This window comes from Nocardia sp. NPDC003482 (assembly GCF_053588115.1).
In genome coordinates, this window is the sequence record NZ_JBSFPI010000006.1 from 205,286 (window position 1) to 220,437 (window position 15,152).

Below are 15,152 nucleotides of genomic sequence, written 5' to 3' on the forward strand. Positions count from 1 at the left end.
CCGCACCGATGGAACAGTTCCTCGCCTTCGGGATCGTCGGGCTCAGCACCGCGGCGATCTACGCGATCATCGGCAGCGGACTGGTGCTCACCTACACCACCACCGGCGTGTTCAACTTCGCCCACGGCGCGACCGGCATGGTGTCGGCGTTCGTGTACTGGCAGTGCGTGATCGGCTGGGGCTGGCCGGTTCCGGTGGCGCTGGTCGTCGTGCTCGGCGGGTTCGCGCCGCTGTTCGGGCTCGCGGTCGGGCGGGCGCTCGCGCCCACCCAGGGCCTGGGCGACGCCGAGAAGCTCGTCATGACCATCGCCCTGCTGAGCGGGTCGATCGTGCTGGCGCGGTGGGTGTGGGATCCGAACGTGTCGCGCTCGCTGCCGAAGTTCTTCGCGGCGAGTCCCGCCCTGCGGCTCGGGCCGGTCGGCATCACCTGGCATCAGGTGCTCACCATGGCCGTCGCCGTGGCGGTCGCGGTGGCGCTGCGAATCCTGTTGTACCGCACCAGGATCGGCGCGGAGATGCGGGCGACCGTGGACGATCGCGCGCTGGTCGGGCTGACCGGGGCCGATCCGCGCCGGGCCACCCGGGTCGCGTGGATCCTCGGCACCGAACTGGCCGCGATCGGCGGCATTCTCATCGCGCCCATGGTGACCCTGGACGCGGCGCAGCTGTCGCTGCTCATCGTGAGCGCCTACACCGCCGCTATTTTCGGCCGGTTGCGCAGTCTGCCCATGACGTTCCTGGGCGCGGTCGTGGTCGGCTGCCTGGAGAGCTATCTCACCGGATATCTGCCGCACAACGACTATCTGCCCGGTCTGCGGCTGGCCGCGCCCGCGCTGCTGCTGTTCCTGGCGTTGCTGGTGTTCCCGCACGGGCGGCTGCGCGGGCGGGATCGGAAGCTGAGCCCGGTGCCGTTGCCGAGCCGGGGCGGATCGCTCGCCTTCGCGGCCGTGATCGTGGTGTCCGGTGTGGTGCTGGCGACCGTGCTGAGCGAATCGGATCTGATCACCTACGGGTCGCTGTTCGCGTTCGGGGTGATCGCGCTGTCGTTCGTGCCGCTGACCGGGTTCGCGGGCCAGATCTCGTTGTGCCAGTTGAGTTTCGCCGGGGTCGGGGCGGCGGTGTGCGCGCACGCCGGGCCCGACGGCCAATGGTGGGCGGTGCCCGTGGCGATGGCGGTGGCCGGGGTGGTGGGCGCGGTGATCGCGATCCCGGCGCTGCGGCTGTCGGGGGTGTACATGGCGCTCGCGACCGCGGCGTTCGCGGTGGTACTGGACCGGTGGATCTTCAATCTGCCGTCGTTCGAGCTGTTCGGCGTGAAAGTGGTGCTGTTCGACCAGGGTTCGGTGTCGCTGGTGGGGCCGCGGCTGTTCGGGTGGCGGCTCGACAGCACCGCGGAGCTGACCGTGTTCGCGGCGGTGTGCCTGGCGCTGGCGGTGCTGGCCGTGGTCGCGGTGCGGCGCAGTCGATTCGGGCGGCGGCTGATCGCGGTGCGCGACAGCGAGGCCGCCTACGCCACCCTCGGCGGCAATCCGCTGACCGCGCGGGTGCTGGTGTTCGGTCTGTCGGCGGCGCTGGCCGGGTTGGGCGGGGCGCTGTACGGGATGCAGCAGCGGGCGGTGACCGCCGAACAGTTCGGGTTCGTGGCGGGGTTGCCGATCTTCCTGATCGTGGTGCTCGCCGGGGTCGGCGCGGTGGGGGCGGGCCTGTTCACCGGGGCGGTGTTCGCCGGGCCGCTCAACGCGATTCCGGTGCTGTGGCCCGCGTTGGCGAACCTCGCGCAGGTGCTGCCCGCGCTCGGCGGCGTCGCGGTCGGCGGCGGCATGTTGCGCGCGGGCGTGATCGGCACCTTGCGCGCGGATTGGCTTGCGACACTGCGGGATCGGGTTGTCTCGCCGGTCCTGGCGGTGGCGGCGCTGGCGCTGTGGGGTGCGCGGGTGGGCGGGGTGATCGACGGGTGGGTCCTCACCGGCGGGCTGGTGGTGGCGCTGGTGGCCGCGCGGCTGTGGCACGCGCGGCGCGTCCGGCCGCCCGCGGTCGAGGCCGATGTCCCGGTCGAGTGGTGGGGGGTGCGCCGGGAGTGGCGGGCCGGGGACGAGGAGGTGCTCGACCATGCCGTCGCGACTGCACGTTGAGGATGTGACCGTCGTGTTCGGCGGCAACCGCGCGCTCGACGGGGCGGGCCTGCGCGCCGAGCGCGGCGCGATCACCGGGCTGATCGGACCCAACGGGGCGGGCAAGAGCACGCTGTTCGACGTGATCTGCGGCCTGCGCGGGCCGACCCGCGGCCGGGTGGTGATCGAGGGTCGCGACGTCACCCGGCTGGGTCCGGCGCGCCGGGCCCGGCACGGGCTGGCCCGCACCTTCCAGCGCCTGGAGTTGTTCGGGCGCTTGAGCGTTCGCGACAACCTGCTCGTCGCGGCCGAACTCGGCCCCGACCGCCGCCGCGCCGCCCGCGTCGCCGCCGAGATCATCGACCGGCTCGGGCTCGGCCACCTCGCCGACACCTCCGCCGACGCGCTGCCCACCGGCACCGGCCGCCTGGTCGAGGTGGGTCGCGCCCTGGCCGCGCGGCCCAGCCTGATCCTGCTCGACGAACCCGCGGCCGGGCAGGACCCGACCGAGACCGAACGGTTCGGGACGCTACTGCGCTCGCTGGCCGACGACGGCACCGCCGTGCTGTTGGTCGAACACGATATGGGCCTGGTGATGACCGTCTGCGACGAGGTCTTCGTCCTGGACCTCGGCAGGATCATCGCCTCCGGCCCGCCCGCCGTCATCCGCGACGACCCCGTCGTCCTCGCCGCCTACCTGGGGGACGCGTGAACACCAGCGCCATGACCGAAACCCGCACCGTCACAACCGAATCCACCACGATCACCCTGCTGGAGTTGCGCGCGGTGCGCGCGGCCTACGACGCCATCACCGTCCTGCACGGCGTGGACCTCACCGTCGCGGCGGGTCGGGTGCTGGCCCTGCTCGGCCCCAACGGCGCGGGTAAGACCACCGCGCTGCGGGTCGCCGCGGGCATCCACCCGATCGCCTCGGGCGAGCTGCTGCTGGGCGGGCGGGCGATGTCGGGGGCCGGTCCACGCGATCTGGCTCGCGCGGGGGTGTGCCTGATTCCGGAGGGGCGCGGGGTCTTCCCGAATCTCACTGTGCGGGACAACCTCTGGATGATGACCTGCACCGGCCGCCCCCGCGCCGAGATCGAGGAGATCGCCTTCGCGCGGTTCCCGATCCTGAAGCGCCGGGCCGAACAGATCGCGGGCACCATGTCCGGCGGCGAACAGCAGATGCTCGCCCTCGCCCGCGGCCTGGCCACCGATCCGGCGGTGCTGCTGCTCGACGAATTGTCCATGGGCCTGGCGCCTTTGGTGGTCGGGCAGCTCTACGAGGAGGTCGCCGAGATCGCCCGCCGGGGGGTGGCGGTGCTGATCGTCGAGCAGTTCGCCGCCGCCGCACTCGATATCGCCGACCGGGCGGCCGTGCTGGTGCGCGGCCGGATCGCGGCGCAGGGGGATCCGGACCGACTCCGCGACGAACTCGCGGCCCACTACCTAGGAAGTGCCCCATGACCGATACGCGCGCGGACCGCTTCGTCCGCGAACTGGCCGAACTGAAGATCCCCGACCCCGCGGCGGGCCGGGCGCGGCTGTGGCTGCGGCTCGGGATCGCGCTCATGGCGCTCGGGCTCCTGCTGGCGATCGTCGCCTACGCGATGTGTCACGGCACCACCAACGCGCTGAGCCAGCGCGACGCCATCACCCTCGCCCTGGGCGGGGTGAGCGCGAGCGTGGTGGGTTCGGCGCTGTTCCTGCGGTACTCGCTGACCGGATTCCTGCGGTTCTGGTTGGCGCGGCAGTCCCTCGATCTCGCCCAGCTCGGTGATCGGCTGGCGGGGAAGGAGATTCACAATGACGGCATCCCTGCGTCCCGGTGAGCAGCTGGCCAGCACGGTGTGCGGGACCAAGGTCGTGGTCGTGCGCGCCCCCGCCGACGCGGTCGCGCTGACCTGTGGCGGCGCGCCGATGGTGCCCGCGGCGTCCGCCCCCGACGCCCCCGACGCCGCCGACGGCAAGGAGGCGGTCACGCTGATCGGCAAGCGCTACGTCGATTCCGCCGAATCGGTGGAACTGCTGTGCACCCGCTCCGGCAGCGGGGAGCTGCGCCTGGGCGACGAACCGCTGACGATCAAGGCCGCCAAGGCGCTTCCCGCCTCCGACTGAAGGGGCGCCATGAACTTCGAACTGACCGAGGATCAGGAGCTGATCCGCAAGTCGGTGGCCGAACTGTGCCGCCGCTTCGACGACCGCTACTGGATGGCCAAGGACCAGGCGCACGAATTCCCCACCGAGTTCTATCGGGCCGTCGCCTCGGGCGGCTGGCTGGGCATCACGATCCCGGAGGAGTACGGCGGCCACGGACTCGGCATCACCGAGGCCACGCTGCTGGCCGAGGAGGTGTCGCGCTCGGGCGGCGGCATGAACGCCGCCACCGCGATCCACCTGTCGATCTTCGGGATGAATCCCGTTGTGGTGCACGGCTCCGAGGAACTCAAGCGCCGCACCCTGCCCCGGGTCGCGACCGGCGACCTGCACGTGTGCTTCGGGGTGACCGAGCCGGGCGCGGGCCTGGACACCACCCGCATCACCACCTTCGCCCGCCGCGACGGCGACCACTACGTGATCAACGGGCGCAAGGTGTGGATCTCCAAGGCGCTCGAGTCGGAGAAGATCCTGCTGCTCACTCGCACCACGCCCTACGACGAGGTGGCCAAGAAGACCGATGGCATGACGCTGTTCCTCACCGACATCGACCGCGCCCACATCGACATCCGCCCGATCACCAAGATGGGCCGCAACGCGGTCTCCTCCAACGAGGTGTTCATCGACGATCTGCGGGTGCCGGTGGAGGATCGGGTCGGCGAGGAGGGGCACGGGTTCCGGTACCTGCTCGACGGGCTCAACCCCGAGCGCATGCTCATCGCCGCCGAGGCGCTGGGCCTGGGCCGGGTGTCGCTGGACCGGGCCGTGCGCTACGCCACCGATCGGGTGGTGTTCGACCGGCCCATCGGCACGAACCAGGGCCTGCAATTCCCGCTCGCCGACTCGCTGGCGCACCTCGACGCCGCCGAACTGGTGCTGCGCAAGGCGACCTGGCTCTACGACCACGGCAAACCCTGTGGGCGCGAGGCGAATACGGCCAAGTACCTGTGCGCTGAGGCCGGGTTCACCGCCGCGGACCGGGCGTTGCAGACCCACGGCGGCATGGGCTACGCCGAGGAGTACCACGTGTCCCGCTACTTCCGGGAGGCGCGCGTCATGCGCATCGCCCCGATCAGCCAGGAGATGATCTTGAACTATCTGGGTTCGCACGTGCTCGGACTGCCGAGGAGCTACTGATGGCGCGCTCGCTGTTCGACCTCACCGGCCGTTCGGCGCTGGTGACCGGGGCCGCGGGCGGGATCGGCGCGGCCGTGGCGGGCGCGCTCGCCGACGCGGGCGCGGCGGTGCTGGTCACCGATCTGAACGGGGACGCGGCGGCCGCGGTGGCGGAGAAGATCCGCGGAAACGGCGGTACCGCACGGGGTTTCGCGTTCGACGTCACCGATCGGGCCGCGGCGGACGAGGCGGTGGCGGCGGCCGCCGAGCTGGCCGACGGGACCCTGCACATCCTGATCAACAACGCGGGTGTCACCGCGCCCGCCATGTTCGCCGACACCACCGCCGAATCCGTGCGGCGACTGTTCGACATCCACGCGCTGGGCACCATCAACTGCGCGCAGGCCGCCTTGGCGGCGCTGCCGACCGACGGCACCGGGCGCATCATCAATGTCACGTCGGCGGCGGGGATCGTGGGCACGCTGGGGCAGGTGAACTACTCGGCGGCCAAGGCTGCCATCATCGGCATCACCAAATCGCTGGCGAAGGAGTTGGCGCGCAAGCAAATTCTTGTCAACGCGCTCGCGCCGCTGGCGGCCACGCCCATGACCGAGACCATTCGCACGAACGAGCGCTTCGCCGAGCAGATGCTCAATCGAATCCTGTTGCGGCGCTGGGCCGAACCGGAGGAGGTCGCGGGCGCGTTCGTATTCCTGGCCTCCGACGCCGCGTCGTTCGTCACCGGGCAGGTGCTGCCGGTGGACGGCGGCACGGTGATCTGATGCCCGAGCAGGAGCCGGTGCTGCGGTGCGAGGACCGCGACGGCGTGCGCACCCTCACCCTGAACCGGCCGCATCGCCGCAATGCCATCAACCCGGCCCTGTTCACCGCGCTCGCGGAGGCATTGCGCGCGACCGCGGAGGACCGCGGCGTGCGGGCGCTGGTGATCACCGGGGCGGGTGGGGCGTTCTGCTCGGGCGCGGATCTGTCCGAACCCGATCGGCGGCATCCGGTGTACCGGATGCGGGTGCTCACCGAGGTGGCGCTCGCCCTGCGGGAGCTGCCGGTGCCGACCGTGGCCAAGGTGACGGGCGTGGCGGTGGGCGCGGGCTGGAATCTGGCGCTGGGCTGCGATCTCGTCGCGGCGACACCGGATTCGCGGTTCTGTCAGATCTTCGCCCGGCGCGGGCTGTCCCCGGATCTGGGCGGCACCTGGCTGCTGCCCCGGCTGGTCGGAGTGCAGCAGGCCAAGCGGCTCACCCTGCTCGGGGAGACCATCGACGCCGCCGAGGCGCGCGCCCTGGGACTGGTGACGTGGGTGGTGGCCGCCGAGGAGATCGACGCGTTCGTCACCGATGTCGCCGGGCGGCTCGCCGCCGGTCCGCCGGTGGCGCTCGCCCAGACCAAGGCGATGCTCGACGCGGGCGCGGAGGGCACCTTCCGCGACGCGCTGGCCGCCGAGGCCCGCGCGCAGGGACTCAATTTCGCGACGGCCGACGCCCCCGAGGCGTACGCGGCCTTCGCCGAGCGCCGGGAACCGGAGTTCACCGGGCGCTGGAGATTACAGAACGGAGCATGACCCATGCGGGAAGTGGTTGTGGCGGGGGCGGTTCGGACCGCCGTCGGCAAACGCGGCGGCGGGCTGGCGGGCGTGCACCCGGCCGACCTGTCCGCGACGGTGCTCACCGAACTGGCGACGCGCACCGGCATCGATCCGGCGGTGGTCGACGACGTGATCTGGGGCTGTGTGTCCCAGGTGGGCGATCAGTCGTCGAATATCGGCCGCTACGCGGTGCTGGCGGCGGGCTGGCCGGAGTCGATTCCGGGCACCACGATCAACCGCGCGTGCGGATCCAGCCAGCAGGCACTGGATTTCGCGGCGCAGGCGGTGCTGTCGGGTCAGCAGGACGTGGTGGTGGCGGGCGGGGTGGAGGTGATGAGCCGGGTGCCGCTCGGCGCGGCCCGCGCGAGCGGGATGCCCTACGGGCCGAGAGTATTGGCCCGCTACGACGACTTCTCGTTCAATCAGGGCGTGTCCGCGGAACTGATCGCGCGCAAGTGGGGGTTCTCCCGCACCGCGCTCGACGAATACGCCGCGCGCTCCCACGAACTCGCCGCCGCCGCGCAGGATCGCGGCGCGTTCGCCGATCAGATCGTCGGTGTGGCAACGGAATCCGGCGCGGTGCTCGCCGACGAGGGCATTCGGCGCGGCACCACCGTGGAGAAGCTGGCCGGGCTGAAACCCGCCTTCCAGTCCGACGGGGTGATCCACGCGGGCAACTCCTCGCAGATCTCCGACGGCGCGGCCGCGCTGCTGCTCACCACGCCGGAGAAGGCGCGCGAACTGGGCCTGACTCCGCTGGTGCGGTATCGCGCGGGCGCGGTGGCGGGCTCGGATCCGGTGCTCATGCTCACCGGGCCCGTCCCCGCGACGGAGAAGGTGCTCGCGAAAGCCGGTCTGGCCCTGGGCGATATCGGGGTGTTCGAGGTGAACGAGGCGTTCGCGCCGGTGCCGCTGGCGTGGCTGGCCGAGACCGGCGCCGATCCGGAGCTGCTCAACCCGCTGGGCGGGGCGATCGCGCTGGGGCATCCGCTCGGCGCGTCGGGGGCGGTGCTGATGATCCGCATGATCCATCACATGCGCGACAACGGGATTCGCTACGGCTTGCAGACCATGTGCGAGGGCGGCGGCACCGCCAACGCCACCATCGTCGAGTCGATCTCCTGACGGAAAGGCCACCGGTGCGCCGCGACCTGTTCACCCCCGACCACGACGAATTCCGCACGCTGGTAAGGGATTTCGTGCACGCGCGGATCGTGCCCGAGTATCCCGCCTGGGAGAAGGCGGGCATCATGCCGCGCGAGATCTTCACCGAGATGGGCGATCTCGGCCTGCTCGGCTTCGCGCTGCCCGAACAGTACGGCGGCGCGGGGGTGCGTGACTACCGCTACAACGTGGTGTTGCAGGAGGAGGCGGCCCGCGCGCTGGTCACCCTCGGCACCGTGCGCACGCAGCTCGACGTCATCCTGCCGTACTTCCTCGAATACGCCGACGACGCGCAGCGCGCACGCTGGTTCCCCGGCCTGGCGGCGGGCCGCCTGCTCACCGCGATCGCCATGACCGAACCGGGCACCGGCTCGGATCTGGCGGGTATGCGCACCACCGCGATTCGCGACGGCGACGACTACATCCTCAACGGCGCCAAGACCTTCATCACCGGCGGCGCCAATGCCGATCTGGTGATCGTGGTGGCCCGCACCTCCACCGATCCGGACAATCGGCGCGCGGGCCTGACCCTGCTGGTCGTGGAGGACGGGATGCCCGGGTTCACCCGGGGACGGATGCTGGAGAAGATGGGCTGCAAGGTGCAGGACACCATGGAACTCGCCTTCGACAATGTGCGTGTGCCGCAGGCGAATCGGCTCGGCGAGAAGGGCAGGGCGTTCGGCTATCTCGGGCACAATCTGCCGCAGGAGCGGATGACGGTCGCGGTCGGTTCGGTGGCGCAGGCGCGGGCGGCCATCGCGGCGACGGTGGATTACGTCAAGCAGCGCAAGGCGTTCGGCACGCCGGTCGCCTCGTTCCAGAACACCAAATTCGAGCTGGCGGCCATGTCGGCGGAGGTGGAGGCCGCCCAGGCCATGGCCGACCGCGCGGTGCGGGAGCTGATCGACGGCGAGCTGTCGGCTGCCGACGCGGCCCGGGTGAAACTGTTCTGCACCGAGGTGCAGGGCCGGGTGGTCGACCGCTGCCTCCAACTGTTCGGCGGGTACGGGTACATGATGGAGTATCCGATCGCCCGGCTGTACACCGATGCCCGCGTGGCTCGGATCTACGCGGGCACCAGCGAGGTCATGAAGCTGCTCATTGCCCGGGATCTGGGGCTGTGACCCACCCCGGGATCCCTTTGATCTCCAGGTAGTCCTCGAAACCGAATTCGCCCCACTCCCGGCCGTTTCCGCTCTTGCGGTAGCCGCCGAACGGGCAGTGGAAATCGAAGCCGTCGTTGATGCCGACCCAGCCCGCGCGCAGCCGCCGCGCCACCGCGCGGGCCTGCTCGAGGTCGGCCCCGGCCACATTCCCGGCCAGGCCGTAGTCGGAGTCGTTGGCGATGGCCACGGCTTGGTCGAGATCGTCGTAGCCGAGAATGCACAGCACCGGGCCGAAGATCTCCTCGCGGGCGATGGTCATGTCGTTGGTGACGTCGGCGAAGACCGTGGGCTTGACGTAGTACCCGGTGTCGAGACCCGCCGGGCGGCCGGGACCGCCGATCACCAGGGTCGCGCCCTCCTCGATGCCCTTGCGGATGAGGGCCTGGATCTTGTCGAACTGCGCGCCCGACACCACCGGCCCCACGGCCACATCGCCGGTGGGGTCGCCCACGGTGATCGCCTCGGCCGCCTGCCGCGCGGCTTCCACCGCCTCGGCCATGCGGGAGTTCGGAATCAGCATGCGGCTCAACGCACTACAGGTCTGACCGGAGTTCACCACGAGGGTCGCGACGGCGGTGGCGACATTGGCGGGCAGATCCGCGTCGTCGAGCACGATATTGGCGCTCTTGCCGCCGAGCTCCTGGGTGACCCGTTTGACGCCGGGCGCGGCATTGCGCGCGACCTCGACGCCCGCGCGGGTGGATCCGGTGAACGACACCATGTCCACGTCCGGATGCGCCGACAGCGGCACGCCGACCCCGGGCCCGTCGCCCTGCACGAGATTGAACACCCCGGCGGGAACGCCCGCGGCGGCGAGGATCTCGGCGAAGATCTGCCCGCTGAACGGCGACTGCTCCGACGGCTTGAGCACCATCGTGCAGCCGGTGGCCAGCGCCGGGAAGACCTTGACCGCGATCTGGTTCAGCGGCCAGTTCCACGGCGTGATGAGCCCGCACACGCCGATCGGCTCGCGCACGATCAGGGTCGTCTCGCGCAGCTCCTCGAAGGCGAACCCCTCCAGCACCTCGATGGCGGTGGCGAGATGGCCCGCGGCGAGATCGCAGTGGAACCCCCCGGCCAGCGCGGCGGGCGCGCCCATCTCCTCGGTGAGGGCCGCGGCCAGATCGGCGCTGCGCTCCTCGAATCGTTCGGAGATGTTGCGCAGCAACGCGATTCGGTCCGCGACCGAGGTCCGCGACCACGCCGGGAAGGCCGCGCGGGCGGCGGCCACCGCCCGGTCCACGTCCTCGGCGGACCCGGCGGCGACTCGGCCGCACACCTGTTCGGTGGCCGGGTTCACCACGTCGAAGGTGCGGGACTCGGCCGGGTCGATCCAGTCGCCGCCGATGTAGAACTTCGTGTACTCGCGCATGGTTACTGCGTTCCCTCCGCGTACCAGGTCCGGAATTCGTCGTAACTCGGCATTTCCTCCGAGTTCGCCTTCGGATCCACCGCCACGTGTATCACGCCGGGTCTGCCGCTGGCGTAGGCCCGCTTGACGGCCGGGGCGATGTCGGCGTCGCGCTCGACGTACTCGCCGTAACAACCGAAGCCCTCGGCGACCTTGTCGAGCCTGGTCTCGGTGCTCCAATGGGTCCCGGTCTCGCGTGAACCCGGACCGAACGTGCGCTTGTACACCCCGACCTCCAGACCCCACGAGTAGTCCACGGCGACAACGCACACCAGCGGCAGGCGCAGTCGCGCGGCGGTCTCGAGTTCGGCGATCTGGAACAAGAACGACGAATCACCTGTGACGAGCATGACCGGCCGCTTGCCGCCGTCGGCGACCGACGCGCCGACCGCGTACGGGAGGCCGGTGCCCAGATGCCCGAAGTTCTGGTTCCAGATGACGTCGTGCGGTTTGGCCTGCGAGTAGGTCCAGCCGAAGATGGTGGTCGCCCCGCCGTCGCGGACCATGATGCCGTCGGCGGGAAACGCCTTGGTGGCCTCCACGATCAGCCGCGCCGGATGCACCGGCGACCCGCCCGACGGCGCGGTCTCGGCGAGTTCGGCGAGCCGGGCGGCGTCGGATTCGATCCAGCGGGCCAGATCGGGGGAGGGGGTGCGCGGGGTGTCGGCGAGCGCGTCGACCAACTGCGGCACCACCGCGCGCAGGTCGCCCACCAACGGAACGTCGATGGGCCGGTTCACCCCGATGGCCTCCGGATTCTGTTCCACCAGAATCCATTTGCGCGTCGCGTCGCCCGCCAGCCAGTGCCGCCCGCGCCCGTAGTGCACGGGTTCGCCCAGTTCGGTGCCCAGCGCCAGGCACAGATCGGAGGTCACCACGGCCTCCACCGCCGACGGGGAGAAGCCGTAGGGGAAGGTGCGGTCCTCGAGCCCCGCGATGTAGGAGGTGCCGCCGGAGGTCTGGATCACCGGACACGCCATGGCCTCCGCGAGCGCGCGCACGGATTCGCCGGTGCGGGTGGTGTGCACGCCGTGCCCGACGAGCAGGATGGGACGCTCGGCCGCGCGGACGAGCGCGACGGCCTCGGCGATCTGCGCCGCGCCCGCCGTCTGACCGACGAGCCGATACGCGCTGGGCGGCAAGGGTTCCGGCACGTCGAGGTCCTCGAGAATGACGTGCGAGGGGTACTCGATGTACACCGGGCCGGGCGTTCCCGTGAGCGCCTTGCGCAGGCCCTCGCGAATGATCTCGTCGGTCTGGTCGGCGTATTCGATGCTCGCGCTGTATTTGACCGACGGCTCGAAAAGCGCCGACTGCTTGACGAATTGGATACGCCCGCGCCGCACCCGCTGTTCGGTGATGCGGGCGCGCTGTCCGCCCAGGAAGAGGACCGGCGAGTTCTCCACCTTGGCGCACATCATGGCGCCCGCGAGATTGGCCACGCCCGGCCCGAGGGTGCCGATGCAGACCGCGGCCCTCCCGGTCATCCGCGACACCGCCTCGGCCATGAACCCCGCCGCCTCCTCGTGATGCGGGGCGACGACCTGCCAGCCGCGTTCCTCGGCGAGGTGGAACATGTGCACGAAGTTCGGGTCGGGAATGCCGAAGAGGGTGTCGATGCCCTCGGCCTCGAGGAGCCGAAGAATGCGTTCGTAGACCTTAACGGACATGCTGCGCCGCCTCCTTGGCCAGCTCGAAACTCTTTCTCAGGTGGTCGGTGTGCCCGGACGGGACCGGCGGCAGCACCCACGATTCGGCGGGGTCGCGGATCTCGTCGATGCGCCGCGCGACGTCCGCCACCGTCCAGGCGGGTTGATACACCCCGGGTGTCTCCGCGAGATAGGCCCGCGCCATCCGGCCCGCCACCGCCACCAGGATTTCGCCGGTGACACAACAGCTTTCGTGCGCGAGCCAGCCTACCGCCGGGGCGGTGAGCTCCGGACCCATCGGCGGGTAGGCCGAGGTGTCCAGGCCGTCGGCCAGCCGGGTGAGCGCGGCGGGCACGATGACATTGCTGGTGACGCCGTACTCGGCGCCCTCGAGGGCCACCACCTGGGACAGGCCGAGCACCCCGGCCTTGGCGGCGGCGTAGTTGGCGACCCCCTTGTTGCCGTAGAGGCCGCCGATCGAGGAGGTGAGCACCACCCGCCCGTACCCGGCGTCGGCCATCGCCGGGAAGGCCGGGCGCACCATGTGGAACGCGCCGCGCAGGTGGACGTCGAGCACGGATTCGAAGTCCTCGTAGGACATTTCGCGCAGCGAGCCGTAGCGGACGTTGCCCGCGTTGTGGATGAGGATGTCGATCCGGCCGAAGCGGCCGAGGGCGGTCTCGACGATCGCGCGCCCGCCCTCGGGCGTGGCGACGGAATCGGTGGAGGCGATGGCGGTGCCGCCCGCCGCCTCGATCTCGGCCACCACGTCGGCGGCCGGACTGCCCACGACGGTGTCGCCGCGCACGGTGCTGCCCAGGTCGTTCACCACGACCGTCGCCCCGCGCGCGGCGAGCAGCAGCGCGTAGGCGCGGCCCAAACCCCGTCCCGCGCCGGTGATCACGGCGACGCGGCCGTCGAAGCGGAGGTCGGCGGTCATCGGCCGACGCTCATGCCCGGCAGATCGCCGGCGTCGCGCCAGGCTTGCAGCAGATCCTCGAAGGCGTAGAAGCCGGGCCAGTACGGTTCGCCTAGGTGAGAGCGGATCGTCCGCTCGCCCTCGTTGTTGTAGTAGCCGGGGGTGCACTCGCGCTGGAAGGTGGTGTTGTCCACCGCGGTCTCGCGCACGGTCGTGCACCAGTCCGCGACCGCCTCGGGCGTGGGTTCGACCGTGCCGTAACCGGATTCGGTGGCCTTGGCGAGGATGTAGGCGATGTGGGTGGCCTGCTGGTCGAACATGTCGGTGGTGCTGGCGGTGACCCCGCCCTGGAGGAATCCGGTGAAGAAGATGTTCGGGAAGCCGTGGGTGGTCAGCCCGTGCAGGGTGCGGTAGCCCTGCGCCCAGTGGTCGTAGAGCGAGATCCCGTCGCGGCCGGTGAACGGCGCGATGCCCAGGCGGCGGTCCAGATCGGTGGTGATCTCGAAACCGCTGGCGAACACGATGCAGTCCACCGTGTGCTCCACCCCGTCGGCGACGATGCCGGTGGTCGTGATGCGCTCCACGCCTTTGGTTTTCGACACGTCGATCAGCGTCACGTTGTCGCGGTTGAAGGTCGGCAGGTATTCGTCGTTGAAACACGGGCGCTTGCACAGGAATCGGTAGTACGGTTTGAGCGCCTCGGCCGTCGCGGGATCCTTCACGATGGCGTCGACGCGCTGGCGCACGCGTTCCATCGCCTTGTAGTCCTCGATCTCGCGCAGCTCCATGAACTTCTCCGGGGTGAGCGTCGCCCAGCCGCCGGTCGCGCTCAGACGCGCCTCCAGATTGCGGCTCACCTCGGTCCAGCCGTCGCAGATGAGATCCGGTTGGCCGGGCGCGAACGCCTCGAAGGCCGCGGTGTGGAAGTTGCGTTTGCGTTCGCGCACCCAGCCCGGTTTCAGCGAGGCCGCCCACTCCGGATCGGTCGGCACGTCGCCGCGCTCGTAGATGTAGGAGGGGGTGCGCTGGAAGACGTAGAGGTGGTCGGCGGACTTCGCGATGTGCGGGATGACCTGGATGCCACTGGCTCCCGTGCCGATGACCGCGACCCGCTTGCCCGCGAGCCCGGTCAGCCCGCCGCGCATATCGCCGCCGGTGTACGCGTAGTCCCAGCGGGCGCTGTGGAAGGTGTGCCCGGTGAAGTCGCGGATGCCCGGAATGCCCGGCAGTTTCGGTCGATTGAACGGGCCTTGGGCCATGATGACGAACCGGGCGCGCAGATCGTCGCCGCGGTTGGTGCCCACCCGCCAGCGGCCCAGATCCTCGTCCCAGGCGAGCGCGGTCACCAGGGTGCTGAACAGGGCGCGCTCGTAGAGGTTGTAGTGCTTGCCGATGCGCTGGGCGTGCTCGAAGCATTCGTCGCCGTGGGCGTACTTCTCGGTCGGCATGTAGCCGGTTTCCTCGAGCAGGGGAAGATAGGCGTAACTGTCTGTGTCGCATTGGATTCCGGGGTAGCGGTTCCAGTACCACGCGCCGCCGAAGTCGCCGCCCAGTTCGATGATGCGGAAGTCGGTGACCCCGGCCTCGTCGAGCCGGGCCCCGGCGAGCAGCCCCGCCCAGCCGCCGCCGAGGATCGCCACCTCGATCTCGTCGGTGCGCGGTGCGCGCGGCACGACCGGGGTGTAGGGGTCGGACTCGTAGAACTCGCCGAACTCGTCCTCGGCCACCAGGTATTGGTCCTGACCCTCCGGGCGCAGCCGCTTGTCGCGTTCGGCCAGATAGCGGGCCCGCAGCGCGGGCAGGTCGATCTCGGGGGTCTGCGTGGGTGCGCAGTCGTGCATGCGAATGTCCTTGCTGGA

14 protein-coding genes are annotated in these 15,152 nt (G+C 70.6%); 10 read left to right on the top strand and 4 right to left on the bottom strand.

What is annotated here, in order from left to right:
- Positions 1–8: 8 nt before the first annotated feature.
- The 10 genes from ACWDSJ_RS11785 to ACWDSJ_RS11830 are packed head-to-tail and all read left to right on the top strand — an operon-like array spanning position 9 to position 9,272.
- The gene (locus ACWDSJ_RS11785) at positions 9–2,132 is read left to right on the top strand and encodes a branched-chain amino acid ABC transporter permease (protein WP_450031356.1); all 2,124 of its coding nucleotides are present in this window, start codon (positions 9–11) and stop codon (positions 2,130–2,132) included.
- Positions 2,110–2,823 carry an ABC transporter ATP-binding protein gene (locus ACWDSJ_RS11790; RefSeq protein ID WP_450031358.1) on the top strand — a complete coding sequence of 238 codons (714 nt, stop codon included), beginning with the start codon at positions 2,110–2,112 and terminating at the stop codon, positions 2,821–2,823. Before ACWDSJ_RS11785 ends, ACWDSJ_RS11790 begins: the two co-directional genes overlap by 23 nt.
- Positions 2,824–2,834: 11 nt before the next feature.
- Entirely contained in the window at positions 2,835–3,575 is a 741-nt protein-coding gene (locus ACWDSJ_RS11795; protein ID WP_450031360.1) for an ABC transporter ATP-binding protein, read from the top strand.
- On the top strand, positions 3,572–3,940 hold the full coding sequence (locus tag ACWDSJ_RS11800) for a hypothetical protein (protein ID WP_450031362.1): 369 nt from the start codon (positions 3,572–3,574) through the stop codon (positions 3,938–3,940). The genes ACWDSJ_RS11795 and ACWDSJ_RS11800 overlap by 4 nt, the downstream gene beginning before the upstream one ends.
- Entirely contained in the window at positions 3,915–4,226 is a 312-nt protein-coding gene (locus ACWDSJ_RS11805) for a hypothetical protein (protein WP_450031364.1), read from the top strand. Before ACWDSJ_RS11800 ends, ACWDSJ_RS11805 begins: the two co-directional genes overlap by 26 nt.
- A gap of 9 nt (positions 4,227–4,235) precedes the next feature.
- Positions 4,236–5,402: an acyl-CoA dehydrogenase family protein gene (locus ACWDSJ_RS11810; protein ID WP_450031366.1), complete on the top strand. Its 1,167-nt coding sequence runs from the start codon at positions 4,236–4,238 to the stop codon at positions 5,400–5,402.
- Complete coding sequence (locus ACWDSJ_RS11815; RefSeq protein ID WP_450031368.1) at positions 5,402–6,163, top strand: SDR family NAD(P)-dependent oxidoreductase; 762 nt, start codon at positions 5,402–5,404, stop codon at positions 6,161–6,163. Before ACWDSJ_RS11810 ends, ACWDSJ_RS11815 begins: the two co-directional genes overlap by 1 nt.
- Positions 6,163–6,960, top strand: a complete 798-nt coding sequence (locus ACWDSJ_RS11820; RefSeq protein WP_450031370.1) for an enoyl-CoA hydratase/isomerase family protein — start codon at positions 6,163–6,165, stop codon at positions 6,958–6,960. Before ACWDSJ_RS11815 ends, ACWDSJ_RS11820 begins: the two co-directional genes overlap by 1 nt.
- Before the next feature lie 3 nt (positions 6,961–6,963).
- The gene (locus ACWDSJ_RS11825) at positions 6,964–8,109 is read left to right on the top strand and encodes a thiolase family protein (RefSeq protein WP_450031372.1); all 1,146 of its coding nucleotides are present in this window, start codon (positions 6,964–6,966) and stop codon (positions 8,107–8,109) included.
- Between the two features lie 14 nt (positions 8,110–8,123).
- The gene (locus tag ACWDSJ_RS11830) at positions 8,124–9,272 is read left to right on the top strand and encodes an acyl-CoA dehydrogenase family protein (protein WP_450031374.1); all 1,149 of its coding nucleotides are present in this window, start codon (positions 8,124–8,126) and stop codon (positions 9,270–9,272) included.
- Here the strand turns inward: ACWDSJ_RS11830 and ACWDSJ_RS11835 are convergent.
- Genes ACWDSJ_RS11835 through ACWDSJ_RS11850 form a run of 4 tightly spaced genes read right to left on the bottom strand, consistent with a single transcriptional unit; the run spans position 9,247 to position 15,134 of the window.
- Positions 9,247–10,686 (bottom strand): aldehyde dehydrogenase family protein, encoded by a 1,440-nt coding sequence (locus ACWDSJ_RS11835; RefSeq protein WP_450031376.1) that lies wholly within the window; start codon positions 10,684–10,686, stop codon positions 9,247–9,249. The genes ACWDSJ_RS11830 and ACWDSJ_RS11835 overlap by 26 nt on opposite strands.
- Positions 10,687–10,688: 2 nt before the next feature.
- Positions 10,689–12,395: a thiamine pyrophosphate-binding protein gene (locus tag ACWDSJ_RS11840; protein WP_450031378.1), complete on the bottom strand. Its 1,707-nt coding sequence runs from the start codon at positions 12,393–12,395 to the stop codon at positions 10,689–10,691.
- Positions 12,385–13,314: an SDR family NAD(P)-dependent oxidoreductase gene (locus ACWDSJ_RS11845; protein ID WP_450031380.1), complete on the bottom strand. Its 930-nt coding sequence runs from the start codon at positions 13,312–13,314 to the stop codon at positions 12,385–12,387. The genes ACWDSJ_RS11840 and ACWDSJ_RS11845 overlap by 11 nt, the downstream gene beginning before the upstream one ends.
- Positions 13,311–15,134 carry a flavin-containing monooxygenase gene (locus ACWDSJ_RS11850; RefSeq protein ID WP_450031381.1) on the bottom strand — a complete coding sequence of 608 codons (1,824 nt, stop codon included), beginning with the start codon at positions 15,132–15,134 and terminating at the stop codon, positions 13,311–13,313. Before ACWDSJ_RS11850 ends, ACWDSJ_RS11845 begins: the two co-directional genes overlap by 4 nt.
- Between the last annotated feature and the right edge of the window lie 18 nt (positions 15,135–15,152).